This is a genomic window from Methylobacterium sp. PvP105 (assembly GCF_017876975.1).
In the GTDB taxonomy this organism is placed as follows: Bacteria; Pseudomonadota; Alphaproteobacteria; order Rhizobiales; family Beijerinckiaceae; genus Methylobacterium; species Methylobacterium radiotolerans.
This window is the reverse complement of record NZ_JAGIPA010000001.1, coordinates 1,963,691-1,985,806: the sequence shown is the minus strand read 5'-3', so window position 1 is coordinate 1,985,806 and position 22,116 is coordinate 1,963,691. Positions and strand designations below refer to the sequence as shown.

General features: G+C 72.5%; 21 protein-coding genes. 6 read left to right on the top strand and 15 right to left on the bottom strand.

The window, feature by feature from the left end:
- Window positions 1–9 precede the first annotated feature (9 nt).
- Window positions 10–870 (bottom strand): Kdo hydroxylase family protein, encoded by an 861-nt coding sequence (locus tag J3A75_RS09520; RefSeq protein ID WP_024830777.1) that lies wholly within the window; start codon window positions 868–870, stop codon window positions 10–12.
- A 206-nt stretch (window positions 871–1,076) separates the two neighbouring features.
- Here J3A75_RS09520 and J3A75_RS09515 point away from each other — a divergent pair, with 206 nt between their 5' ends.
- A complete protein-coding gene (locus J3A75_RS09515) occupies window positions 1,077–1,526 on the top strand; it encodes a DNA-directed RNA polymerase sigma-70 factor (RefSeq protein WP_012318118.1) in 450 nt (149 codons plus the stop codon).
- Window positions 1,527–1,669: 143 nt separating this feature from the next.
- Here J3A75_RS09515 and J3A75_RS09510 read toward each other — a convergent pair whose 3' ends face one another.
- Together J3A75_RS09510 and J3A75_RS09505 are read right to left on the bottom strand one after the other, a co-directional pair.
- The gene (locus J3A75_RS09510; protein WP_043073317.1) at window positions 1,670–2,668 is read right to left on the bottom strand and encodes a GNAT family N-acetyltransferase; all 999 of its coding nucleotides are present in this window, start codon (window positions 2,666–2,668) and stop codon (window positions 1,670–1,672) included.
- Window positions 2,669–2,829: 161 nt separating this feature from the next.
- The gene (locus J3A75_RS09505) at window positions 2,830–3,312 is read right to left on the bottom strand and encodes an Hsp20 family protein (protein WP_012318116.1); all 483 of its coding nucleotides are present in this window, start codon (window positions 3,310–3,312) and stop codon (window positions 2,830–2,832) included.
- A 229-nt stretch (window positions 3,313–3,541) separates the two neighbouring features.
- On the opposite strand from J3A75_RS09505, the gene J3A75_RS09500 reads away from it, so the two are divergent.
- Complete coding sequence (locus tag J3A75_RS09500; protein ID WP_209650065.1) at window positions 3,542–4,576, top strand: alpha/beta fold hydrolase; 1,035 nt, start codon at window positions 3,542–3,544, stop codon at window positions 4,574–4,576.
- A 4-nt stretch (window positions 4,577–4,580) separates the two neighbouring features.
- Here J3A75_RS09500 and J3A75_RS09495 read toward each other — a convergent pair whose 3' ends face one another.
- Window positions 4,581–5,105 carry a SixA phosphatase family protein gene (locus J3A75_RS09495; RefSeq protein WP_012318114.1) on the bottom strand — a complete coding sequence of 175 codons (525 nt, stop codon included), beginning with the start codon at window positions 5,103–5,105 and terminating at the stop codon, window positions 4,581–4,583.
- A gap of 213 nt (window positions 5,106–5,318) precedes the next feature.
- Here J3A75_RS09495 and J3A75_RS09490 point away from each other — a divergent pair, with 213 nt between their 5' ends.
- A complete protein-coding gene (locus J3A75_RS09490; RefSeq protein WP_024830779.1) occupies window positions 5,319–6,242 on the top strand; it encodes a class I fructose-bisphosphate aldolase in 924 nt (307 codons plus the stop codon).
- A 13-nt stretch (window positions 6,243–6,255) separates the two neighbouring features.
- Here the strand turns inward: J3A75_RS09490 and J3A75_RS09485 are convergent, their stop codons facing one another.
- From J3A75_RS09485 to J3A75_RS09470, 4 genes are all read right to left on the bottom strand, one after another.
- Window positions 6,256–7,191 (bottom strand): NAD-dependent epimerase/dehydratase family protein, encoded by a 936-nt coding sequence (locus J3A75_RS09485; RefSeq protein ID WP_053620875.1) that lies wholly within the window; start codon window positions 7,189–7,191, stop codon window positions 6,256–6,258.
- A 16-nt stretch (window positions 7,192–7,207) separates the two neighbouring features.
- Window positions 7,208–8,293 (bottom strand): MraY family glycosyltransferase, encoded by a 1,086-nt coding sequence (locus J3A75_RS09480; RefSeq protein WP_206614545.1) that lies wholly within the window; start codon window positions 8,291–8,293, stop codon window positions 7,208–7,210.
- 43 nt (window positions 8,294–8,336) lie between these two features.
- Window positions 8,337–10,022 carry a methyl-accepting chemotaxis protein gene (locus J3A75_RS09475; RefSeq protein ID WP_053620876.1) on the bottom strand — a complete coding sequence of 562 codons (1,686 nt, stop codon included), beginning with the start codon at window positions 10,020–10,022 and terminating at the stop codon, window positions 8,337–8,339.
- Window positions 10,023–10,132: 110 nt separating this feature from the next.
- Window positions 10,133–12,175, bottom strand: a complete 2,043-nt coding sequence (locus tag J3A75_RS09470; RefSeq protein WP_053620877.1) for a protein meaA — start codon at window positions 12,173–12,175, stop codon at window positions 10,133–10,135.
- Between the two features lie 609 nt (window positions 12,176–12,784).
- On the opposite strand from J3A75_RS09470, the gene ccrA reads away from it, so the two are divergent.
- On the top strand, window positions 12,785–14,071 hold the full coding sequence (gene ccrA, locus J3A75_RS09465) for a crotonyl-CoA carboxylase/reductase (RefSeq protein WP_012318106.1): 1,287 nt from the start codon (window positions 12,785–12,787) through the stop codon (window positions 14,069–14,071).
- A gap of 170 nt (window positions 14,072–14,241) precedes the next feature.
- A complete protein-coding gene (locus J3A75_RS09460; RefSeq protein WP_012318105.1) occupies window positions 14,242–14,541 on the top strand; it encodes an alkylphosphonate utilization protein in 300 nt (99 codons plus the stop codon).
- A 52-nt stretch (window positions 14,542–14,593) separates the two neighbouring features.
- On the opposite strand, the gene J3A75_RS09455 is transcribed toward J3A75_RS09460, so the two are convergent.
- A complete protein-coding gene (locus J3A75_RS09455) occupies window positions 14,594–14,770 on the bottom strand; it encodes a hypothetical protein (RefSeq protein ID WP_012318104.1) in 177 nt (58 codons plus the stop codon).
- Between the two features lie 193 nt (window positions 14,771–14,963).
- Between J3A75_RS09455 and J3A75_RS09450 the strand changes: the two genes are divergently transcribed.
- Window positions 14,964–16,436 (top strand): trypsin-like peptidase domain-containing protein, encoded by a 1,473-nt coding sequence (locus tag J3A75_RS09450; RefSeq protein ID WP_053620878.1) that lies wholly within the window; start codon window positions 14,964–14,966, stop codon window positions 16,434–16,436.
- Between the two features lie 101 nt (window positions 16,437–16,537).
- On the opposite strand, the gene J3A75_RS09445 is transcribed toward J3A75_RS09450, so the two are convergent.
- The 6 genes from J3A75_RS09445 to J3A75_RS09420 form a co-directional block, all read right to left on the bottom strand.
- Window positions 16,538–16,693 (bottom strand): hypothetical protein, encoded by a 156-nt coding sequence (locus J3A75_RS09445; protein ID WP_007563230.1) that lies wholly within the window; start codon window positions 16,691–16,693, stop codon window positions 16,538–16,540.
- A gap of 121 nt (window positions 16,694–16,814) precedes the next feature.
- On the bottom strand, window positions 16,815–17,864 hold the full coding sequence (locus tag J3A75_RS09440) for a cysteine synthase A (RefSeq protein WP_209650063.1): 1,050 nt from the start codon (window positions 17,862–17,864) through the stop codon (window positions 16,815–16,817).
- A 39-nt stretch (window positions 17,865–17,903) separates the two neighbouring features.
- On the bottom strand, window positions 17,904–18,887 hold the full coding sequence (locus J3A75_RS09435) for a sulfate/molybdate ABC transporter ATP-binding protein (protein ID WP_012318101.1): 984 nt from the start codon (window positions 18,885–18,887) through the stop codon (window positions 17,904–17,906).
- Window positions 18,888–18,945: 58 nt separating this feature from the next.
- Window positions 18,946–19,827: a sulfate ABC transporter permease subunit CysW gene (gene cysW, locus J3A75_RS09430; protein WP_012318100.1), complete on the bottom strand. Its 882-nt coding sequence runs from the start codon at window positions 19,825–19,827 to the stop codon at window positions 18,946–18,948.
- Window positions 19,820–20,674, bottom strand: coding sequence for a sulfate ABC transporter permease subunit CysT (gene cysT, locus J3A75_RS09425; RefSeq protein ID WP_012318099.1), 855 nt, complete (start codon window positions 20,672–20,674; stop codon window positions 19,820–19,822). The genes cysW and cysT overlap by 8 nt, the downstream gene beginning before the upstream one ends.
- 11 nt (window positions 20,675–20,685) lie before the next feature.
- Complete coding sequence (locus J3A75_RS09420; protein WP_107088310.1) at window positions 20,686–21,696, bottom strand: sulfate ABC transporter substrate-binding protein; 1,011 nt, start codon at window positions 21,694–21,696, stop codon at window positions 20,686–20,688.
- Between the last annotated feature and the right edge of the window lie 420 nt (window positions 21,697–22,116).

Below are 22,116 nucleotides of genomic sequence, written 5' to 3'. Positions count from 1 at the left end.
GTCCCTGTCTCAGGTGCGAAGGGCGCGGCCGAGCTTGGCCGCGAGGATGCGCTGCGGGCTCAGGGCCGGGTCGGCCTGGGCGGCGACCGGCAGGTAGGCGGTCTGCTCCAGCATGTAGCGGCCGCCCATGGCCCCGTGCATCACGAGGTCGGAGAAGGTCACCCAGGTCTCGCCCGGGCGGAATTCCACGTCGGCCTGGGGAGCCTCGGCCTGATAGGTCTCGTCCTGCTTGAGGGCGTCGTGCAGGTGCAGCATCAGGTGGTCGTATTCCGAGCGCTTCGCCTTGGTGATGCGCAGAGCCGCGAGCAGGCGCGCCGAGAGCGGCGAGTAGCCCGGCAGCCGCGGCAGGAACTTCTGCGCCATCGACCCGAAATCCTCGCCGACCCGCCAGCGGCGCGGCTCGCCCGCCGGGTTGACGTTGCGGAACACCCGCAGGATCCGCTTCTCGCCGATCGGGTTCGACGGGAACGCGTCGACGTGCAGGCGCGTGTCGTCGCGCCGCCAGCTCAGCTTGCGCCGGTCGACGTCGAAGGGCCGGTAGGAGGTGCCGGCGAGGCTCACCCGGTCGCGGTACTCGGGCAGATAGGTGCCGATCAGCTCGCGGGCGAAGGCGCGGTAGCGGATCAGCAGCTGGCGCAGGGCTTCCTGCTCCTCCGGCGTGCCGGCCGCCCCGCGCAGCTCGGCGGCCTCGCCGCGGATGTTGACGTTCTTGGCCTTGCCGTCCGCGAAGGGCCGCTCGGTGAACCGGCGCTCGAAGTCGCTGAACGGAAACGGCAGGTCCGGGAACAGCAGCACCGCCCCGGCCTCCAGCTCCCGCGCCAGGGAGCCGGGCGTCTCGCCGGGGGCAATTCTGCGGATCGGGCTGATCATCGTCTGCGCGCTGGCTGCCGTCACGGTGCGGCCCCCTGTAGCGGAGCCGCCGGGGGGAGGCCAGCGCCGCGCATTTCCGGTGGACGACGGGTGTCATCCACCGGCCCGGCGGAGGGCGCCCGCCCGATCGGCTTGCGCAACCGCTTCGTTCCCGGCACGTTCCTCGGCTAGCACCCGGCCCGAGAGCCCGGCGGAGGATGGCGCCGATGGCGACGTTGAAGGAATTCGAGGAAGCCCTGCGCGAGCACGGCATGAACATGGCGCTGGCGCTGCTGGAGCGCCTGCGCGAGCGCGACCGCGCGACCCGGACGGTGAAGCCCGCCCGGCGGCTGACCGGACAGAAGATGACCCCGGAACTCGCCCGGGCGATCCTGGACCTGCACGCCACGACCGGCATGACCCAGCAGGAGATCGCCTTCAAGGTCGGGGTCAACCAGGGCCGCGTGAACGAGGTGATCAAGCGCGGCAAGTGGCTGACCGACGACCCGAGCGCCCCGGAGGCCGTGGCCCGCGACAAGGCGGTGGCCCGGATGCGCGGCGACCCGAAGCCCAAGAGGCCGGCCGCCGCCCGCCCCGCCTCCGGGCGGGCCAAGGAGCGCAAGGCCGCGCCGCCGAAGGCGCGCAACCAGGGTCAGCTGGCATTGGGGGATCTTTAAGGGCCTGCAGCACCCTCGTCCTGGCGAGCGGAGCGAAGCGAGTGAGGGCAGCGAGATCCCGCGAAGCGCGGCGCTCCCGGGTTGCCTCGCTCCGCGCGCGAGGACGCTGAGCTACGAACCCTCCGGGTTCCCGGAGCGGCCGCTCACCCCGCCGGCGCGAAATGGCCCCGGTAGCGCGCGCCGATCACCTCGACCGGCAGCGTGACGAACACGTCCGTCGTGCCGAACTGGCGGTCGATCACCGCGCCGTCGCCGAAGGTCGCGCCGAGGCGCAGGTAGCCCTTGATCAGCGGCGGCAGGGCCTGCAGGGCGGCCTTGGCATCCACCGCCTCGCGCGGCATCCGGTCCATCGCCACCGCCCGCTCCGGCAGCGCCCGGGCCCGCCAGCCCTCCGGCGCGCGGGCATGGTGGTGCAGGAAGGCGAGCGGCAGGGCCAGCCGGTCCGGATCGGTACCCTCCAGGCTCGCGCAGCCGATCAGCGCGTCGATCCGGTGGTGCAGAACGTAGGCGTAGATCCCCTGCCACAGCAGCTCGACGGTCCGCTTGCTCCGGTAGGGCTTGAGCACGCAGGAGCGGCCGAGTTCCAGGAGCCGCCGGTGCCCCTGCGCGGCGAGCAGCGGCGCGAGGTCGTACTCGCTCTCGGAATAGAAGCCGGTGTGCCGCTCGGCCACCTCGCCGCGCAGCAGCCGGTAGGTGCCGACGACCTTCGGGCGCGGCTCGACGAACGGCTTCTTCCGCCTCGGCACCGCGTGGTCGAGAACGAGCAGGTGGTCGCAGACCGCGTCGTAGCCGTCGACGTCGCGGCGGGACAGCGCGGCGAGCCCGGAGGGCACCGCCGACATCTCCTCGTAGAAGACTTTGTAGCGCAGCCGCTGGGCCCGCCGAATCTCGGATTTCCGCGTCGCCAGCCGGACCTCGAGGCTGCCGATGCGGCCGAGGCTGCGGCCCTCGAACGGCTCGGGCAGGCGGATCGCCCGCTCGGCCGAGAGCACGTCGTCGATTCCGCCCGCGCCCGCGACGCCAGGCAGCGGGACCGCCCGGCGGCGCAGCTTGGCGATCGGCGCGCCGACGCCCCATTGCACGCCTTTGTGCCAGCCGGCTCCGAGCGCGCTGTAGGCTCCGCGGGCGAGATTGGCGACCATGGTCGGGTTCACTCCGGGTGCGCGTCCGTGCACCGTCGAATCCGACAGAGAGCACGACGGCCACACGCCATTATGACAGCCGACGCGAGAAAGCGCCCCGGCCGGGGCCGGGGCACTCCAGGGACCTGATCGGGACCGGACGGTTCCGCCCGAGGGCGGGATCAGGCGGCCTGCTGGACCGCGTCCTTGCGGACGTCGCCCTCGATCACCGGGGCGCTCGGGCGCGCCGCCGAGGCGATCTCGATGCGACGGGGCTTCTTCGCCTCCGGGACCTCGCGGACGAGGTCGATGTGGAGGAGGCCGTTCTCCAGCGCCGCGCCCGTCACCTGGACGTGGTCGGCGAGCTGGAACCGGCGCTCGAAGGCGCGGGCCGCGATGCCCTGGTGCAGGAACTCCGCCTTGCCCTCGGCCTTGCGCTCGCCCTTCAGCGTGAGCGCGTTCTCCCGCACCTCGATCGACAGGTCAGACTCGGTGAAGCCGGCGACCGCGACGGTGATGCGGTAGGCGTTCTCGCCGGTCCGCTCGATGTTGTAGGGCGGGTAGGTCGGGGCCGCCTCGGCGCTCGCGAACTGGTCGAGGGCGGAGAACAGGCGATCGAAGCCGACGGTGGAGCGGTACAGGGGAGCGAGATCGAACTGACGCATGACATATCCTCGTCTGAGCAACATGCAATTCCGGTCCGCCCGATGGGCCGGACCCGTCTCTCGTGCCGCCTGACGGCCGGCACAGACGAGATATCGGAGGGGGAAAATCGCGCTTCAAGACCCCCGGCGATGGCGGGAAACGAGATTTTTTCGCTACGGTCGCACAGTGCATCGGAGGGTGCATCGGGCCGTGCAGCGACCGGTGCGCGGAGGCGCTGAGGTGAGGCCAGTGAGACGCTTCGACGGTGATACCGGGCGCGAGCCGCCGCTCCTGACCCTGCGCAGCACGCCCGACAACCCGGTCCCGCCGGGCGGCACGCTGATCGCCGTCGGCACGCGCGACGACTGCACCCTGCGGGCGGCCTACTGGCAGACGACGGCGCGCACCTGCCGAGGCACCGTCTGCCTGCTCCAGGGCCGGGCCGAGTTCATCGAGAAGTACTACGAGACGATCCACGAGCTGCGCGCCCGGGGCTTCGCGGTCGTCGCCTTCGACTGGCGCGGCCAGGGCGAATCGGACCGGCGGGTGGACGATCCACACAAGGGCCACGTCGCCCGATTCGACGATTACCGCCTCGACCTGCGGGCCGTGGCCGAGACGATCCTGGTGCCGCTGATGCCCGAGCCCCATGTCGGCCTCGCCCATTCCATGGGCGGATGCGTCGCCCTCCTCGCGGCCCTCGACGGCGCGCTGCCGTTCCGGCGGCTGGTGACCCTGGCGCCGATGCTGTCGATCCGGATGATCCGCTGGCCGGCCGGCGCCGCGATCCTGTCGCGGGGGCTGCAGCGGCTCGGCCTCGGGAGCCGCTACATCCCGTTCGGCAAGCCGGTCTCGATCGCCACCAACCCGTACGCCCGCAACCGCCTGTCGCGCGATCCCGTCCGCTACGCCCGCAACGCCGCGGCGGCCCGGCAGGTCGGCGCCGGCGCGGTCGGCGATCCGACGATCGCGTGGCTCGCTGAGGCGTTCCGCGCGATGGCGCGGCTGCGCGACCCGCGGGCGGCGCCGCGGATCGGGCTGCCGACCCTGATCGTCGCGGCGGGCGCCGACCCGGTCTGCGGCACGGCGGACACCGAGCGCTTCGCTGCCCGGCTGAAGGCCGGCCATATCCTGGTCCTGCCGGATTCCCGGCACGAGATCCTGACCGAGCGCGACGCGATCCGGCAGGATTTCTGGGCGGCCTTCGAAGCCTTCGTGCCGGGCTCGCCCCTGCCGACCCACGCGGAGGTCGAGGCGCACGCCGTCGCGGTGCCGGTCGCCTGAGGCGTCAGCCGCCGAGATCCGGGTCGATGTCCCGGGGGCGCACGAACCGGTCGAGGCGCCCGCGGCCCGGCGCGATCTCCGCCCAGTGGTCGCCGTCGAAGTCGATCACCGCGCAGGCCGCCGTCGGGAATTCCAGGGCCAGCCGGTCCCGGGCCGCCCGCGGTCCCGACCCGGCGAGCGCCGCCGCGAGGTCGCCGAGGCCCGGGTTGTGGCCGACCACGATCAGCGTGGCGGCCGCGTCGGGCGCCTGCCGGATCACACCGAGGATCCGATCCGCCGGCGCCTCGTAGATCTCGGAGTGCCAGCGCGTCTCGGGGCTGCCGAGGGCGGCTTCCATCGCGGCCCAGGTCTCGCGGGTCCGCGCGGCGGTGGAGACCAGGGCGAGATCCGGGCACAGACCCTCCCGCGCGAGGTGGGCGCCCACCGCCGGGGCGGCGCGTCGCCCGCGCTCGTTGAGCGGGCGCTCGTGGTCGGCCACGCCCGGCGGACGGTCGGACTTGGCGTGCCGCAGCAGGATCAGCCTGCGCATGAGCGAACCTCTGACGCGAATCGTGGGTCGGCCTCGGGGCTCCCGGTTCCGGCGCGCGCGCCCAGACCGGGCGGCGCCCGCTCACCTCCGGTTAGCCGAAAGCGCCCCGTGCGGGAACCTCGGCTTTGCCCTCACCGTTCCGACCGCGAGCCGTCCGCGCACGACCCGCGGCCCGATCCGCGGCGCGACGGTCTCTGGCCAGGAGGCTGCCCGATGGACCGATCCGCCCGCGTCACCGAGATCCTGTCGTGGTACGGGGCCGACAGCCCCGGGACCCTCACCAACCTCGCCCGGATGCTGGAGCACGGGAAGCTCGGCGGCACCGGCAAGATGCTGATCCTGCCCGTCGACCAGGGCTTCGAGCACGGGCCCGCGCGCAGCTTCGGCCCGAACCCGCCGGCCTACGACCCGCACTACCATTTCGAGCTGGCCCTGGCGGCCGGCTGCAACGCCTACGCGGCGCCGCTCGGCTTCCTGGAAGCGGGCGCGCGCGACTATGCCGGGCGCATCCCGCTCATCCTGAAGCTCAACGACCACGACCTCCTGGCCGACGAGGAGGATCCCGAGCAGGCGATCACCGGCTCGGTGGCGGACGCACTGCGACTCGGCGCCTGCGCGATCGGCTTCACGATCTACCCGGGCTCGGCCCACCGCAACGCCATGTACGGGCAGATCCGCGAGATCGCCGAGGAGGCCAAGAGCGTCGGCCTCGCCGTGGTGATCTGGTCCTACGCCCGCGGCTCGGCCCTCTCGAAGGAGGGCGAGACCGCCATCGACGTGATCGGCTACGCGGCCCAGATCGCCGCGCAACTCGGCGCCCACATCATCAAGGTCAAGCTGCCCTCGGCCCATATCGAGCAGCCGGCGGCCAGGAAGGTCTACGAGTCGACCGGCATCCCGATCGGCACGGCGGCCGAGCGCGTCCGCCACGTGGTGCAATGCGCCTTCAACGGGCGGCGGATCGTGATCTTCTCCGGCGGGGCCCATGCCGAGGAGGCGACTTTCCTCGACGAGATCCGCGCCATCCAGGCGGGTGGCGGGTTCGGCTCGATCGTCGGCCGCAACGCCTTCCAGCGCTCGAAGGCGGACGCCCTGTCGCTGCTCGGCAAGATCACCGACATCTACGCGGGCCGCTGAGGCGGGCCGCGCCTCAGCCGCCGTCGCGGGCCAGCCGGGCGAGTCCGTCGCGGGTCGACCCGGCCGGCCGCCAGCCGAGGGACGCGAGCCCGTCGGCGCGGGCGACGAGCCCCTCGGCGACGCGGGCGAACTGCGCGTCCCGGCCGGTCAGCCGGCAGGCCAGCCGGAGGAGCCCGGCCGGCACCGGGACGAGGCCCGGGCCGCGCCCGAGGCCCTGGCGCAGGGACGCGATCATCTCGGGCAGGCTGAGCGGGTCCGGGTCGGCCGCGACGAGGGCCCGGTTCAGGGGGGCGGGCGCCGCCAGCACCGCGTCCACGGCGCCCGACAGGCTCTCCAGCGAGATCAGCGAGCGCCGCGCCGCGAGGCCGCCCAGCGGCAGCGGGTAGGGGCTGCGCGCCAGCCGCAGGAGCGCGGCCATGTTGCCCTTCACGCCGGCCCCGTAGACGAGGACGGGGCGCAGCGCGACCCAGTCCAGGCCGATCTCGGCGAGCGCCGCCTCGGCCTCCAGCTTGGAGCGGCCGTAGGCGTCGGTCGGCCGGGGCGGATCGCCCTCCCCGACCACCTCCGGCGCGCTCGCCCCCACCTGCGCGCGGATCGACGACAGGAACACGAAGCGGCGCACCTTCGCGCGCGCCGCGGCCTCCGCGAGCCTGCGCGTCGCCTCGGTGTTGAGCGTGCGATAGTCGTCCTCCGGTGTCCCCGACGCCGTCGGACCCAGATTGGCGTGGGCGAGGCCGGCCGAATGCACCACCGCGTCGACGCCGCTGAGGGCCGCCGCCATGTTGATCGGGCGGGTCAGGTCGCCCACGACCGCGCTCGCCGCGCCCTCCGGCACTGTCGTGGGCCGGCGCAGCAGCACGCGGACCCGGTAGCCCCGCGCGGTGAGGTCGGCGAGCAGGTGGCGGCCGATGAAGCCGGTCGCCCCGGTGAGCGCGATGAGTCCGGTCACGGCTGGGCGGCACCTTTCACGGCTGGGCGGCACCTTCGGCTGGGCCCGGTGCCGGGGCGCGGGCGAAGCGGCGGAGCAGGGCGGCGACCAGGGCGAGCCCGGCGGCCGATGCGGCGAGCGTGACCGTCCAGGACGGCCAAAACAAGGTCGCGGCGGCGAGCGCCGCCAGGGCGAGATTGACCGCGAACACCCGCCCGACCACGCCGGGCACGCCGAGCCCGTTGACGGTGGCCCGCTGGTAGTAGTGCCCGCGATGGGCCTCCCAGACCCGCTCGCCCCGCGCCGCCCGGGCGGCGAGGGTCAGGCTGGCATCGGCGAGGTACACGAGCGGCAGCAGCAGGGCGGCGGCGAAGCCGCCCGCCAGGGCGAGCTGGCACAGCAGCCACGCGGTGACGAGCCCGACCGGCAGCGAGCCGACATCCCCGAGGAAGAGCCGCGCGACCGGCCGGTTGAACGGCGCGAAGCCCAGCACCGCGCCCAGCAGGCTCGCCGCCACCAGGGTCGGCAGCGGCGGCAGGTGCCCGACGAGGCCGATGAGCAGGAGCGCGCCCGCCACCGGGACGATCTCCGCGACCGTCATCCAGTCGAGCCCGTCCATGAAGTTCGTCAGGTTGACGAACCACAGGCCGGCCAGCAGCGCGAGGCCGCGCTCCAGCCAGAGCGGCAGGGCGGGGAGCAGCCGCCCGTCGAGGTGCCAGACCAGCAGGCCGACCACGACGGCCTGCACGGCGAGCCGCAGGGCGGCCGGCAGCGGCCGGACGTCGTCCACGGCGCCGAGGAGCGCCAGGGCCAGGGCGCCGCCCGCGAGCCAGATCCAGTCCGGCCGGCCGCCGATCTCCGGCGCCGCGATCAGCAGGCCCGAGATCGTGACCAGGGCCGTCACCACGGCGATCCCGCCCCCCTGCGGGGTCGGCACGGTGTGGCTGGAGCGGGCGTTCGGCCGGGCCAGGGCGTAGCGCTGCAGCAGCGGGCGCAGGCGCAGGATCAGGCCCGCCGAGAGGGCGGCGGCGAGGGGCACCGCCAGGAGCAGGATCGTGGTCAGTGCGGGCGGCAAGTTGGGCGGCATGTCAGGCGGCAGGGCGGGCGGCAGGGCGGGCGGCATGGCGCCGTCCTACGCGATCCGCCGCCCGACCGTGAGGGGCTCCCTACGCGGCCCGCACCGTGGCGAGGAAGCGGGCGACCTCGGCCCCGAGATGCTCGGACTGGCGCGACATCTCGGTCGCGGCGCCGAGCACCTGGGCGGCGGCGGTGCCGGTCTCCTCGGCGGACTGGGCGAGGCTCGCGATGGTGCCGGTCACCGCGCCGGTGCCGGCGGCCGCCTCGGCGACGTTGCGGACGATCTCCTGGGTGGCCGCGCCCTGCTGCTCCACGGCGGCCGCGATGCTGGCGGCCACGCCGTCGATCTCGCGGATGCGCCGGCCGATTCCGTCGATCGCCGACGCGGCCTGCCCGGTGGAGGACTGGATCCGGCCGATCTGGCCGGTGATCTCCTCGGTGGCCCGGGCGGTCTGCTCGGCGAGCGCCTTGACCTCCGAGGCGACGACCGCGAAGCCGCGGCCCGCGGCGCCGGCGCGCGCCGCCTCGATCGTGGCGTTGAGCGCCAGCAGGTTGGTCTGGGCGGCGATCCCGGAGATCAGCGCCACCACGTCGCCGACCTTCGCGGCCGCGCTGCTCAGGTCCTGGACCAGCGCCACCGTGTTGGTCGCCTCCGCGACGGCGACCCGCGCGAGCTCCGCCGAGCCGCTGACCTGCCGGCCGATCTCCTGCACGGAGGAGCCCAGCTCCTCGGCGGCGGCCGCGACGGTGTTGACGTTGGCGGCGGCGTCGCTCGCCGCGCTCGCGACGGTGCCGGACTGCCCGGCCGCGTCCGCCGCGCTGCCGGTGAGGGACCGCGCGGTCGCCTCCAGCTCGGTCGCCGCCGCCGACACGCCGCCGACGATGCCGCCCACCGCCTGCTCGAAGGCGTCGGCCATGGCCCGGGTCGCGGCGCGGCGCTGCGTCTCGGCGTCCGCGCGGGCCAGCGCCGTCTCGGCTTCCAGGGCGCGCGCGCGGACGAGGTTGTCGCGGAACACCACCACGGAGCCCGCCAGAGCCCCGATCTCGTCGCGGCGCTCCTGCCCGGGGATGGCCACCTCGGCGTCGCCCGCCGCGAGGCGCTGCGTCACCGCGCTGATGGTCCGGAGCGGCCGGCTGACGCCGCGGGTCACCAGCACGAAGGCCCCGAGCGCCACCGCCAGGGCGAGGCCGGCGAGCGCCAGCACGTTCCGCTTGGCGGCGTCGTAGGTCTGCGCGATCAGCGTGCCGCTCGCCTGCGACCCGTCGCCGTTCAGGGCGACGAGCTTCTCCCAGTCGGCCATGATGGCGCGGATGCTGTCCGACATCGTGGTGTTGTAGATCCGCTGACCGCCGGCGACGTCGCCCGCCTCGGCCTTGGCCACCGCCTCCCGCTGCTGCTCGGCGTAGGTGGCCACGTGCTGGCGGAAGGCCGCGTAGGCCTCGCGCTCGGGCTGGGTCAGCGGCAGGGCCTCGTATCGGGCGTACTGGGCGGCGAGCAGCGCGTCGCGCTTGGCGATCTGGTCGGCGACCTCGGCCCGCAGCTCGGGCGTGTCGGCGGTGATCAGGCGGACGGCGTTGACCCGCTGCCGCATGAAGTTGATCCCGATCCGGCCGAGGGCATCGGTGGCCGGGATGCGGGTGTCGCGCAGCTGCGCGGCGGCGGATTCGATGCGGCCGAGCTCGGCCAGCGAGAGGCCGCTCGTCGCGGCGATCAGCAGCACCAGGGCTGCGAGGCACAGGCCGAGCTTGGCCGCGATGGAGATACCGGCGCGCATAGGATTCGTCCCCGGTCCCGCAGGTGGGACCGGGGCCTATGCTTGTCTGAGAAATATTAAGGTTGTTTGGTCCTGCCCGGACCGCGCGCGGTCCGGGCAGGCTCGGTCCGCTAGTAGACCTGAGCCTCCGCGCGCGGCTGGTTCGACGGGCCGTCCCGGCGCTCCAGGCCCTTCTCCACCACCTTGGCGAGCCCGACCATGATCTGGTCGATGGCGTAGTCCTTCGGCGTGTAGACGGCGCGCACGCCCATGTTCTTGAGGACCAGCTCGTCCTCCGGCGAGATGATGCCGCCGACCACCACCGGGATGTGGTCGAGCCCCGCCTCCCGCATCTTGGCGCGGACCTCCCGCACCAGCGGCACGTGGGATCCGGACAGGATCGACAGGCCGACCACGTGGGCGCCGGTCTCCTTGGCCTTCGCGACGATCTCGGCCGGCGTCTGGCGGATGCCGTCGTAGGTGACGTCGAAGCCGACGTCCCGAGCGCGGAGCGCGATCTGCTCGGCGCCGTTGGAATGGCCGTCGAGGCCGGGCTTGCCGACCACGAGCTTCGGCGTCTCGCCGAGCCGCTCGCCGAGATCGGCGATCAGGAGCTTGGCCTCCTCGGCCGCGCCGCTGGAGACCGTCTCGACGGTCACGCCGGTGGGGGCCCGGTACTCGCCGAACACCGCGCGCAGGCGCGCGCCCCACTCGCCCGTCGTGACGCCGGCCTTGGCGGCCTCGATCGAGGGCGGCATGATGTTGGTGCCGGAGCGCGCCGCCTGCTCCAGGGCGTCGAGGGCTTGGCCGACGGCGTTCTCGTCGCGGCGGCCGCGCCACTCGCGGATCCGGCTCTGCGCCTCCATCTCGACGGTCTCGGAGACGGAGAAGATCGCCCCCTCCCCGGCCGTAAGCGGCGACGGCTCGCCCTGCTGCCATTTGTTGACGCCGACGACGATCTGCTCGCCGGCCTCGATGGCCGAGATCCGGCGAGCGTTCGACTCCACCAGCGCGCGCTTGAGCGCGCCGGTCTCCACCGCCGCGACCGCGCCGCCGATGCCGCCGATCCGCTCCAGCTCGGCGCGGGTCTGCGCCTTCAGCTCCTCGACCTTGGCCTCGATCACGTGGCTGCCGTCGAAGATGTCGTCGTATTCCAGCAGGTCGGTCTCGAAGGCCAGGATCTGCTGCATGCGCATGGACCATTGCTGGTCCCAGGGCCGCGGCAGGCCGAGCGCCTCGTTCCAGGCCGGGAGCTGCACCGCGCGGGCGCGGGCGCGCTTGGACAGCGTCACCGCCAGCATCTCGATCAGGATGCGGTGGACGTTGTTCTCCGGCTGCTGCTCGGTGAGGCCCAGAGAGTTCACCTGCACGCCGTAGCGGAAGATGCGCTTCTTCGGGTCGTCGATGCCGTAGCGCTCCCGGGCGATCTCGTCCCAGAGCTCCGAGAACGCCCGCATCTTGCAGATCTCGGTGACGAACCGCAGGCCCGCGTTCACGAAGAACGAGATCCGGCCGAACACCTCCGGGAAGCTCGCGGCGTCGAATTCGGGGTCCTCGCGCACGGTGTCGAGCACCGCGATGGCGATGGCGAGCGCGTAGGAGAGCTCCTGGACCGGCGTCGCCCCCGCCTCCTGAAGGTGGTAGGAGCAGACGTTCATCGGGTTCCACTTCGGCACGTTCCGCGTCGTGAACAGGATCACGTCCTTGGTGAGCCGGAGGGACGGCGCGGGCGGGAACACGTAGGTGCCGCGCGACAGGTACTCCTTGATGATGTCGTTCTGGGTCGTGCCCTGGAGCGCGGCGATCGGCGCGCCCTGCTCCTCGGCCACCGCGAGGTAGAGCGCCAGCAGCCACGGGGCCGTGGCGTTGATCGTCATCGAGGTGTTCATCTGGGCGAGCGGGATGTCCTGGAACAGGGTCCGCATGTCGCCGAGATGCGCGATCGAGACGCCGACCTTGCCGACCTCGCCGCGGGACAGCTCGTGGTCGGGGTCGTAGCCGGTCTGGGTCGGCAGGTCGAAGGCGACCGACAGGCCGGTCTGGCCCTTGGCGAGGTTGCCCCGATAGAGCTTGTTGGACTCCGCCGCGGTCGAGTGCCCCGCGTAGGTGCGGATGATCCAGGGCTTGTCGCGGCTCGACTTGTCGCTCCTGGTCTCGGCGACGCTCGCGCCCATTCCTCGCCTCCGTGTGATCTTTGTATCCGCGCGGGGCGCGGCCTTGCGGTCACCGTAGCGAAGGGTTGGGCACGCGTCATCCGGGACGGAAGTGCAAGACGCCCGACCGGGCTTTCCCGGCTCATGAAAAAACTTGCCCGCCGGAACAGCGGGATTTGAAGGCGCCGCGGCGCGCGGCCGCCCGCGCGCCGTCCGCGACCGCCGCCCGGACGGACCCCGGCGACGGTCGCGGACGGCTTTGTCAGTGCTGGTATAAAGTCCACCTGAGGTGTTCTTCGCGGGACCTGCCGCTGTTCAGGCGCGAGAGAGCACGTCTTACCAAGGACTTAGAGCTGCATGTGCTCGCCGGGCGTCCGGGAGCAGCTCAGGCTCGCGGCGGGGTCGGGGAAGGTCTCGGCACCGGGGCGGTCAAGGCCAGCGCCGAATAATACTTGATCTGCCGGAAAGCCGATTTTGAATACGTGGCTGCGCGCCCTGTGCTCGCGCTTTTTTCATGTCGGAAACCGTCGGCTTTCGACTTTCGGCCCACTTGGACGCCTCCGGCATCGCCGTTATAGCGCGATGGAGAACCGCGGCCGTGAGCAACACGCGGGACGAGAGGAGAGCGAGATGGCGGCGAGCGCTGCGATCAGTCCGACGGGCGGGGAGGTCAAGGACCTCTACGAGATGGGTGAAATCCCGCCGCTGGGTCATGTGCCGGCCAAGATGTATGCCTGGGCGATCCGGCGCGAGCGGCACGGCCCCCCGGAGCAGTCCCACCAGCTCGAGGTGCTGCCGGTCTGGGAGATCGGCGACGACGAGGTGCTGGTCTACGTCATGGCGGCGGGCGTCAACTACAACGGCGTCTGGGCCGGCCTCGGCGAGCCGATCTCGCCCTTCGACGTCCACAAGGGCGAGTACCACATCGCGGGCTCCGACGCCTCCGGCATCGTCTGGAAGGTCGGCTCCAAGGTGAAGCGCTGGAAGGTCGGCGACGAGGTCATCGTCCACTGTAACCGGGACGACGGCGACGACGAGGAGTGCAACGGCGGCGACCCGATGCTGTCGCCCTCGCAGCGCATCTGGGGCTACGAGACCGGCGACGGCTCCTTCGCGCAGTTTTGCCGGGTGCAGTCGCGTCAGCTCATGACGCGGCCCAAGCACCTCACCTGGGAGGAGGCTGCCTGCTACACGCTGACGCTCGCCACCGCCTACCGCATGCTGTTCGGCCACGCCCCGCACACGGTGAAGCCGGGCCAGAACGTGCTGATCTGGGGCGCCTCGGGCGGTCTCGGCGTGTTCGGCGTGCAGCTCTGCGCGGCCTCGGGCGCCAACGCCATCGCGGTGATCTCGGACGAGTCGAAGCGCGACTACGTGATGAGCCTCGGCGCCAAGGGCGTCATCAACCGCAAGGACTTCGACTGCTGGGGCCAGCTCCCGAAGGTCAACAGCCCCGAGTTCCACGCCTGGACCAAGGAGGCGCGGAAGTTCGGCAAGGCGATCTGGGACATCACCGGCAAGCAGGACGTCGACATCGTGTTCGAGCATCCCGGCGAGGCGACCTTCCCGGTCTCGGCGCTGGTGGTGAAGCGCGGCGGCATGGTGGTGTTCTGCGCCGGTACGACCGGCTTCAACATCACCTTCGACGCCCGCTACGTCTGGATGCGGCAGAAGCGCATCCAGGGCTCGCACTTCGCCCACCTCAAGCAGGCCTCGGCGGCGAACCAGTTCGTGCTCGACCAGCGGATCGACCCGTGCATGAGCGAGGTCTTCCCCTGGGACAAGATCCCCCAGGCCCACACCAAGATGTGGAAGAACCAGCACCCGCCGGGCAACATGGCCTGCCTCGTCAACTCACCGCGCGCCGGCCTGCGCACGGTCGAGGACGTGATCGAGGCCGGTCCGCTGAAGCGGTAGGGCGCTCGATCGGACCGGCCCCGCCGCGCTCGCGCGGGGCCGGTCCGATCGGCTAAGCTCGCGGCGTCCTGCGCCGACTCGCTGACCGGTTCGGTGTGCCGGGACGCGCGGATGACGGGCCCACGCGATCCTGACAGGACCCGGCCCCGATCCGAACAGGGGGCACGGATTTGACCGGCGACGACGAGGCTTACGTCTACGACGAGGCGACGGGCGAGTGGCTCCCGCCCGGGTCTGCCGCCACGCCCCCCGAGACGAGGGCCGTCCGCGACGCGGCCGGCAACGTCCTGGCCGACGGCGATTCGGTCACGCTGATCAAGGACCTCAAGGTCAAGGGTGCCAACCAGACCCTGAAGCAGGGCACGGTCATCCGGTCGATCCGGCTCACGGACGATCCGGAGGAGATCGACTGCCGCCACGACACCATCAAGGGTTTGGTGCTGCGCACCGAATTCGTGCGCAAGCGCTGAGCGGACGGTCCGGTCGGGGCCTCGCGCTGCCGGCGCGACCCCGATCCTCGCGTCAGCGCCGCCGCGTCTCGTCCTGCGGCAGGTGGCGGCCGTAGGCCTCCTGCTTCTCCGCGCGCTCCTGGATCAGGTCGGCGTAGGCCTGCCGCATCTCCGGCGACACGCTGATGCTCTTGCCCTTGGCGGCCTTGCGCTTGGGCGCCTTCTTGAAGGTGTTGTTCGTGTCGCTCATGCCGGGCTCCGCGTCGAACCGTGGCGGCATCGCGTAGCCGGACGAGCGATCCGGGATCCGGCCGCCGCCCAGGGCCGGGTATCCGCCCTGTAGCGCATCGCGGTTCCGGACGCACGGTCGCCGGGACCGGATTGACCTGGCCTGTCGCCGCGGCCTCTGCCAGGATCGGGACGTCGAGGGTCGGAGGGCGGGAATGGATTCGGGTGACGCGTCGCGGTGTCGGATCCCGGACGCCCAGCGCAGCCGCGCCCGGCGCGCGACGGCCCTCGCGATCCTGATCGCCCTCGGGACCGGGCCGGTCGCCGGCCAGGACCGGCCGGCCCCCGCGCGGGTCGCGCCGAGACCCGCGCCGGCGCCCGGAGCGCTGGCCGATCCCGCCTTCGAGGCGATGAGGGCGGGCTTCGAGGCCCTCCCGGAGGCCGACCGCAAGGCCGTCCAGGACGCCCTGGTCTGGACCGGCGATTTCAACGCCGTGGTGTCGGGGGCCTTCGGACGTCGGACCTTCGAGGCGCTCAACGCCTACGCGGCCCGGACCGGCGGGGCCGACCCCCTCGATTCGCGCGGCCGGGCGGCGCTGCTGGCCGCCGGCGCGGCGGCGCGGAACGCGGCGCGTTTCCGCGTTGCGGTCGATCCCGGGACCGGCACCGTGATGGGGGTGCCCGAGCGCCTCCTGGGGCGGCGGACCGCCCTGCCCTCCGGAACCCGCTGGCAGAGCCAGGACGGGCGCGTGACCCTCGAATCCCGCGCCTTCCCGCCGGGGAGCGAGAGCCTGGACGCGCTGTTCGAGAAGGCGACCGCGCCGCTTCCCGGCCGCAAGGTGACCTACAAGCTGCGGCGGCCGGACACCGTGGTGGTCACCGCCGAGACCGGGCCGGGCTTGTCCTACATCCGCTACGCGTCCGGCCCCGAGGGCGTGCGCGGTTTCCTGCTCGGCTACGACCGCGCCCTCGCGCCGGAGGTCGACCGGCTCGTCATCGCCGTGGCGAACGCCTTCGTGCCGTTTCCGGACCCCGCCGCGGCGCCGGCCGCCCAGCTTTCCGCGGGCCCGGCGCCGGCGACCCGCGCCGCCGCAAACCCGGCCCCCCCGCCGCAGGCCGCCGCGCCCCTGAGGCCGGCGAGCCTCTCCTCCGCTCCGGCATCGGGCGCGGGTCTCGCGGTGGCGCCGGGACGCGTTCTGACCGCCTCCGCCGTGCTGGAGGGCTGCGCGCAGCCCCGCGTCGGCGCGACGCCGGTGCGGGTGCTCGCCACCGATCCGGCCGGCCTCGCCCTCCTCGATGTGCCCGGCACCCCCGCCCCGCTCCGGGCCGCGATCCGGATCGAGCCCGTCGGTGCCGAGGAGAGCGTGATCGCCCTGGCGCCGGGCCCCGACGGGGTCCAGGCCGCCCCCGGCGAGGTGCGGGGCGGCGACGTGATCGCGGCGCTCCAGCCGGGTTCCGGCGGCGCGCCTGTGCTCGAACGGTCGGGGACCCTCGTCGGGCTCGTCGCCCGCTACCCCGCGGCGCCGCGCCGGGTCGCCGGGGTGGTGCCGCCAGCGCGCCTGCCGCTCGTGCCGGCGCGGGCGATCCACGCCTTCCTCTCCGCCCAGGGCGTTCCCCCGGCGCCGCCGCAGCCGGGTGCCGGGCCCGGCGCGGTCGCGCCCGCCGTGGTGGGGATCACCTGCCGCTAGGTGCGCGCCGCGGGCGGATCCCCTGACGCCCGGCGGCCGGCACCTGCGGCCGTCCGGGGACCTGGGCGGACGGTTCCTCCGCCCAGGCGACGGGCTACGGCTCAGAGCCGCCCGGTGACCAGGAGCACGATCAGCACGATCAGCAGGATGCCGCCCAGACCGAAGCCGGGACCGCGATACGCGCCGCCGCCGAGGAAGCCGCCGCCGCCGAAGGCCAGGATGATCAGGATGATGAGCAGAATGGTGACGAGGGACATCGGTCGCGTTCTCCGGACGGTCGCGCTGGTGCGAGCGTGACCGTTCAAACGCTGCGACATTCCGTTCCGTTCAACGCCAAGCCACGCTTTTGTGAGGAAAATTCCGGATGAGGCTCGGGCCTCAAGCGTGCCAGTCGGGCAGGGCCTCCTGCGGCGCGTCGAGCCAGCCCGGAACCGGCAGGCCGCGCTCGGCGAGGAAGGCCGGGTTGAACAGTTTCGAGGCGTAGCGGGCCGCCCCGTCGCAGAGGATCGTCACGATGGTGTGACCGGGCCCGAGGTCCCGGGCCAGCCGGATCGCCCCGGCGACGTTGATGCCCGACGAGCCGCCCAGCGACAGCCCCTCCTCCCGCATCAGTTCGAAGACGATGTCGAGGGCCTCGCGGTCCGGGATCCGGAAGGCGCGGTCGGGGATGAAGCCCTCGAGGTTGCGGGTGATCCGCCCCTGCCCGATCCCTTCGGTGATCGAGGAGCCCTCGGCCTTCAGTGTGCCGGTCGTGTAGTGGGCGTAGAGGGCCGAGCCCTCGGGGTCCGACAGCGCGATCCGCACCTGCGGGTTGCGGGCGCGCAGGGCCTCGGCGGTGCCGGCCAGCGTGCCGCCGGTCCCGGCCGCGCAGACGAAGCCGTCGACACGGCCGCCGGTCTGCGCCCAGATCTCCGGGCCGGTGCCGTCGACATGGGCCTGCCGGTTGGCGACGTTGTCGAACTGGTCGGCGAAGAAGGCGCCCGCCGGCTCGGTGGCAGCGAGTCTGTCCGCGAGCCGCCGGGCCACGTGGACGTAGTTGTTCGGGTTGGCGAAGGGCACCGCCGGCACCTCCACCAGCCGGGCACCCGCGAGCCGCAGGGTCTGCTTCTTCTCCTCTGACTGGGTGACCGGGATGACGATCAGCGTCCGGTAGCCGCGCACCGAGGCCACCAGGGCGAGGCCGATGCCGGTGTTGCCGGCGGTGCCCTCGACGATCGTGCCGCCCGGGCGGATCAGGCCCCGCGCCTCCGCGTCCCGCACGATGGACAGCGCCGCGCGGTCCTTCACCGACAGGCCGGGATTGAGGAACTCCGCCTTGCCGTAGATGGTGCAGCCGGTCTCCTCGGAGGCGCGGCGCAGGCGGATCAGCGGCGTCTGGCCGATGGCGGCCAGGACGTCGGGGGCGGGTTCGCGACTCGGTCCGGTCATGGTCGGGAGCCTAGGGTGCCGCGCGGCCGCTGGCGAGCCTCACCCGAACACGTGCCCGCCGTTGATCCGCAGGCCGACCGGGTGGCCGGCCGGGTAGCGCACGCCGTCGAAATCCTCCACGGCGAGGACGCGACCTTCGGGGTCGGCCACCTCGATCCGCTGGCGGCCCTGCGTCCGGTACGAGCTGCGCACCGTGCCGGACAGGTGCGCGGCCTCGGGCTCGGCGAGCTGCAGCTGCCAGGGCCGGACGTAGAGCTTGACCGGACCGAACAGGCTGGCGGGCGCCGCCACCGGGGTCTCCCGGCCCCGGACCAGCACCCGGCCGCCCTCGGCGATCGCCTCGACCTCGACGGAATCGCCGAGAAACTTCATCACGGTGGCGGAGGCCGGGTTCTCCTGCACCTCGTCGGGCGTGCCGACCTGCTCCAGGCGGCCGCGGTCGAGCACGGCCACGCGGTCCGACAGCTCCAGCGCCTCGTCCTGGTCGTGGGTCACGAAGATCGTGGTCTGGCCGGTGCGGTCGTGGATCTCGCGCAGCCAGCGGCGCAGGTCCTTGCGGACCTGGGCGTCGAGCGCCCCGAACGGCTCGTCCAGCAGCAGCACCCGCGGCTCGACCGCGAGGGCCCGGGCGAGCGCGACGCGCTGGCGCTGGCCGCCGGAGAGCTGCGACGGGTAGCGGTCGCCGAAGCCGGAGAGCCGGATCAGGTCGAGCAGGTCGCCGACCCGGCGCTTGATCTCGGCCTTGGCCGGCCGGTCGGCGCGGCGCCGCGCGTTCAGCCCGTAGGCGATGTTGTCGGCCACGCTCATGTGCTTGAACAGGGCGTAGTGCTGGAACACGAAGCCCACCGCCCGCTCCTGCACGGCGAGGCCGGTGGCGTCGTCGTCCCCGAACAGGATCCGGCCCCGGTCCGGCGCGTCGAGCCCGGCGATGATCCGCAGCAGCGTCGTCTTGCCCGAGCCCGAGGGGCCGAGCAGCCCGATCAGCTCGCCCGCCCGCACGTCCAGCGACAGGTCGTGCAGCACCGCCGCCGTGTCGAACGTCTTCGAGACGTCCTCGACCCGGATCGCCGTGGAGGGGCGATCAGTGCGCCCGGCCGTGCGCGAGCTCGCCTGCGAAGCGCCACTCGAGGACGGATTTGAGGACGAGGGTGATGAGGGCAAGGACGGCGAGGAGCGAAGCGACGGCGAATGCGGCGACGAAGTTGTACTCATTGTAGAGGATCTCCACGTGGAGTGGGATAGTGTTGGTCAGGCCGCGGATGTGGCCCGACACCACCGACACCGCTCCGAACTCGCCCATCGCCCGGGCATTGCAGAGGAGCACGCTGTAGAGCAGGCCCCAGCGGATATTGGGCAGCGTCACCGTCCGGAACGCGTGCAGGCCCGAGGCGCCCAGCGTCAGCGCCGCCTCCTCCTCGGCGGTGCCCTGCTCCTGCATCAGCGGGATCAGCTCGCGGGCGACGAACGGGAAGGTGACGAACACCGTCGCCAGCACGATCCCCGGCAGGGCGAACAGGATCTGGATGCCGTGATCGATGAGCCAGGATCCGAACAGGCCCTGGGACCCGAACAGCAGCACGTAGATCATCCCCGAGACCACCGGCGAGACCGAGAACGGCAGGTCGATCAGGGTGATCAGCAGCGACTTGCCGGGAAACTCGAACTTGGCGATGGCCCAGGAGGCGGCCAGCCCGAACACGACGTTGAACGGCACCGCGATCGCCGCCACGGTCAGCGTCAGGCGGATCGCGCTCCAGGCGTCGGGCTCCCGGAAGGCGTCCAGGAAGGCGTCGATCCCCTTCGAGAAGGCCTGGAGGAAGACCGCGAACAGCGGCAGCACCAGGAACAGCGCCAGGAACGCCACGGCGATCCCGATCAGGACCGCGCGGACGCCGGCCCCCTCCGAGGCGACCGGGGCCGGCTTGGCGGCCGGCACGAAGGCGGGGGAGAAGATCTCAGACATAGCCGAACCGCCGCCGTGACCAGGCCTGGATGAGGTTGATGGCGAGCAGCGTCAGGAACGAGATCCCGAGCATGATCGTCGCGATGGCCGCCGCCCCGCCGTAGTCGAACTCGGAGAGCTTGATGACGATCAGCAGCGGCGCGATCTCCGACACGTAGGGCAGGTTGCCGGCGATGAAGATGATGGAGCCGTACTCGCCGACGCCCCGGGCGAAGGCGAGCGCGAAGCCGGTGAGCACCGCCGGGATCAGCGGCGGTAGCACCACCCGGGTGAGGGTGACGAGGCGCGTCGCGCCGAGGGTGGCCGAGGCCTCCTCGATCTCCTTGTCGATCTCGGCGATCAGCGGCTGCACGGTCCGCACCGCGAAGGGCAGGCCGATGAAGACCATGGCGATGAAGATGCCGACCGGCGTGTAGGCCGCCTGGATGCCGAGGCGCGCCAGCGGCGCGCCGAGCAGCCCGTCCGGCGCGTAGAGCGAGGCGAGCGCGATGCCGGCGACCGCGGTGGGCAGGGCAAAGGGCAGGTCGACGGCGGCGTCGACCAGCTTGCGGCCCGGGAAGCGGTAGCGGGTCAGGACCCAGGCCACCAGGAAGCCGAAGGCCGAGGCGACCAGCGCCGCGATGGCCGAGACGCCGAAGCTGATCCGCAGGGCGCTGGCCACCCGCGGATCGGTGGCGACCTCCCAGATGCCCGACAGGCCGAGCCCCGAGGCCTTCACCACCAGCCCGGCCAGCGGCAGCAGGACGATCAGGCCGAGGCAGGTCAGCGTGTAGCCGAAGCTGATCCCGAAGCCCGGGATCACGCTCGGCCGTCGGAATGTCCGACGGGGACGGGGCGTCTGGACCATGGTCTGGAGCCTCAGCGGCCGGCCCGGCTCAGACGATCGAACAGACCGCCGGCGTCGAAGTTCCGCTTCTGGATCTCGTCCCAGGATCCCTGGAGATCCTCGATCTTGAACAGCGTGATGTCGGGCAGCTGGGCGAGGTCCGCCGGGGCGGCCGCCTCCCGGCGGATCGGCCGGTAATGGTGCTTGGCGAAGATCGCCTGGGCGCGGTCGCTGTAGAGGAAGTCGAGATAGGCCTGGGCCGCCTTGGTGGTGCCCTTCCGCTCGGCGTTGACCGCCACCAGGGCCACCGGCGGCTCGGCGTAGATCGAGGTCGGCGGCGAGACGATGTCGAACTTGTCGGCGCCGAACTCCTGAAGCACGAGGTAGGCCTCGTTCTCCCAGGTCGGCAGGACGTCGCCGAGGCCGCGCTGCGCGAAGGTCACCGTCGAGCCGCGGGCGCCGGTATCGAGCACCGGCACGTTCTTGTAGACCTGCCCGACGAAGGCGTCGGCCTTCGCGGCGTCCTTGTCCTTCCCGTAGGCGTAGCCCCAGGCGGCGAGGAAGTTCCAGCGCCCGCCCGCCGAGGTCTTCGGATTCGGCGTGATCACCTTCACGTCGGGCTTGACCAGGTCGTCCCAGTCCTTGACGCCCTTCGGGTTGCCCTTGCGGACGAGGAACACCACCGTCGAGGTGTAGGGCGTCCCCTGGTTCGGCAGCTTGCTGCGCCAATCCTCCGGAATCTTGCGGGTGAGCTTGGCGATCGCGTCGATGTCGGACGGGATGCCGAGGGTGACCACGTCGGCGTCGACGCCGTCGATCACCGTGCGCGCCTGCGCGCCCGAGCCGCCGTGCGAGGCCCGCACCGTGATGGCCTCGCCGGTCTTGGCCTTCCACGCCTCCGTGAAGGCGGCGTTGATCTCGCGGTAGAGCTCGCGGGTCGGATCGTACGAGACGTTGAGGAGCGCGGTCTCGGCGGCGGCCGGCAGCGCGCAGGCCAGCAGGCCGGCTCCGGCCAGAAGGGAGAGCCCGATCGCCCGAGCCATCCGACCCCGACCTGCAGCGTTCGTCATCACGTCCGATCCCCCAGCCATCCGCGGTTGCGACGCAGGGGACAGGCGTCCCCGAGACACCCGAAATCGTTCGTTTTATCGAACGAAGTCAAGTCTCGGATGCGGATCCGCGCGGTGGCGTAGCGCGATCAAGATCGACGATCGGGCTGGAAAGGCAAGGGAAGTCAGGGCGGTAGGTCGGCAGAACGCATGGATCTTCTCTCCGTCGACGCCCCTGGAGAAGAATCGGTGCGCGGAACCAGGTTTCTCAGAACGAACAATCTCAAGTGTTCTGGCACACATCCGATGGCGTCCGGCGCGTCGGCGGTGTCCTGCCGGCACTGCGCACGGGCCGTGGACCGCGCGGCGGCGATCCCAATCGTCCCGGCGGACTGGCCGGACGGCGCCGGCCCG

Excerpts from the sequence above, each read along its gene's own strand:
- J3A75_RS09475 (WP_053620876.1), bottom strand. The coding sequence starts at position 10,022 with ATGCGCGCCGGTATCTCCATCGCGGCCAAGCTCGGCCTGTGCCTCGCA.
- J3A75_RS09505 (WP_012318116.1), bottom strand. The coding sequence starts at position 3,312 with ATGCGTCAGTTCGATCTCGCTCCCCTGTACCGCTCCACCGTCGGCTTC.
- J3A75_RS09420 (WP_107088310.1), bottom strand. The coding sequence starts at position 21,696 with ATGGCTCGGGCGATCGGGCTCTCCCTTCTGGCCGGAGCCGGCCTGCTG.
- J3A75_RS09515 (WP_012318118.1), top strand. The coding sequence starts at position 1,077 with ATGGCGACGTTGAAGGAATTCGAGGAAGCCCTGCGCGAGCACGGCATG.
- J3A75_RS09450 (WP_053620878.1), top strand. The coding sequence starts at position 14,964 with ATGGATTCGGGTGACGCGTCGCGGTGTCGGATCCCGGACGCCCAGCGC.
- ccrA (WP_012318106.1), top strand. The coding sequence starts at position 12,785 with ATGGCGGCGAGCGCTGCGATCAGTCCGACGGGCGGGGAGGTCAAGGAC.
- cysT (WP_012318099.1), bottom strand. The coding sequence starts at position 20,674 with ATGGTCCAGACGCCCCGTCCCCGTCGGACATTCCGACGGCCGAGCGTG.
- J3A75_RS09455 (WP_012318104.1), bottom strand. The coding sequence starts at position 14,770 with ATGAGCGACACGAACAACACCTTCAAGAAGGCGCCCAAGCGCAAGGCC.
- J3A75_RS09490 (WP_024830779.1), top strand. The coding sequence starts at position 5,319 with ATGGACCGATCCGCCCGCGTCACCGAGATCCTGTCGTGGTACGGGGCC.
- J3A75_RS09480 (WP_206614545.1), bottom strand. The coding sequence starts at position 8,293 with ATGCCGCCCGCCCTGCCGCCCGCCCTGCCGCCTGACATGCCGCCCAAC.
- cysW (WP_012318100.1), bottom strand. The coding sequence starts at position 19,827 with ATGTCTGAGATCTTCTCCCCCGCCTTCGTGCCGGCCGCCAAGCCGGCC.
- J3A75_RS09440 (WP_209650063.1), bottom strand. The coding sequence starts at position 17,864 with ATGACCGGACCGAGTCGCGAACCCGCCCCCGACGTCCTGGCCGCCATC.
- J3A75_RS09520 (WP_024830777.1), bottom strand. The coding sequence starts at position 870 with ATGATCAGCCCGATCCGCAGAATTGCCCCCGGCGAGACGCCCGGCTCC.
- J3A75_RS09470 (WP_053620877.1), bottom strand. The coding sequence starts at position 12,175 with ATGGGCGCGAGCGTCGCCGAGACCAGGAGCGACAAGTCGAGCCGCGAC.
- J3A75_RS09495 (WP_012318114.1), bottom strand. The coding sequence starts at position 5,105 with ATGCGCAGGCTGATCCTGCTGCGGCACGCCAAGTCCGACCGTCCGCCG.
- J3A75_RS09445 (WP_007563230.1), bottom strand. The coding sequence starts at position 16,693 with ATGTCCCTCGTCACCATTCTGCTCATCATCCTGATCATCCTGGCCTTC.
- J3A75_RS09510 (WP_043073317.1), bottom strand. The coding sequence starts at position 2,668 with ATGGTCGCCAATCTCGCCCGCGGAGCCTACAGCGCGCTCGGAGCCGGC.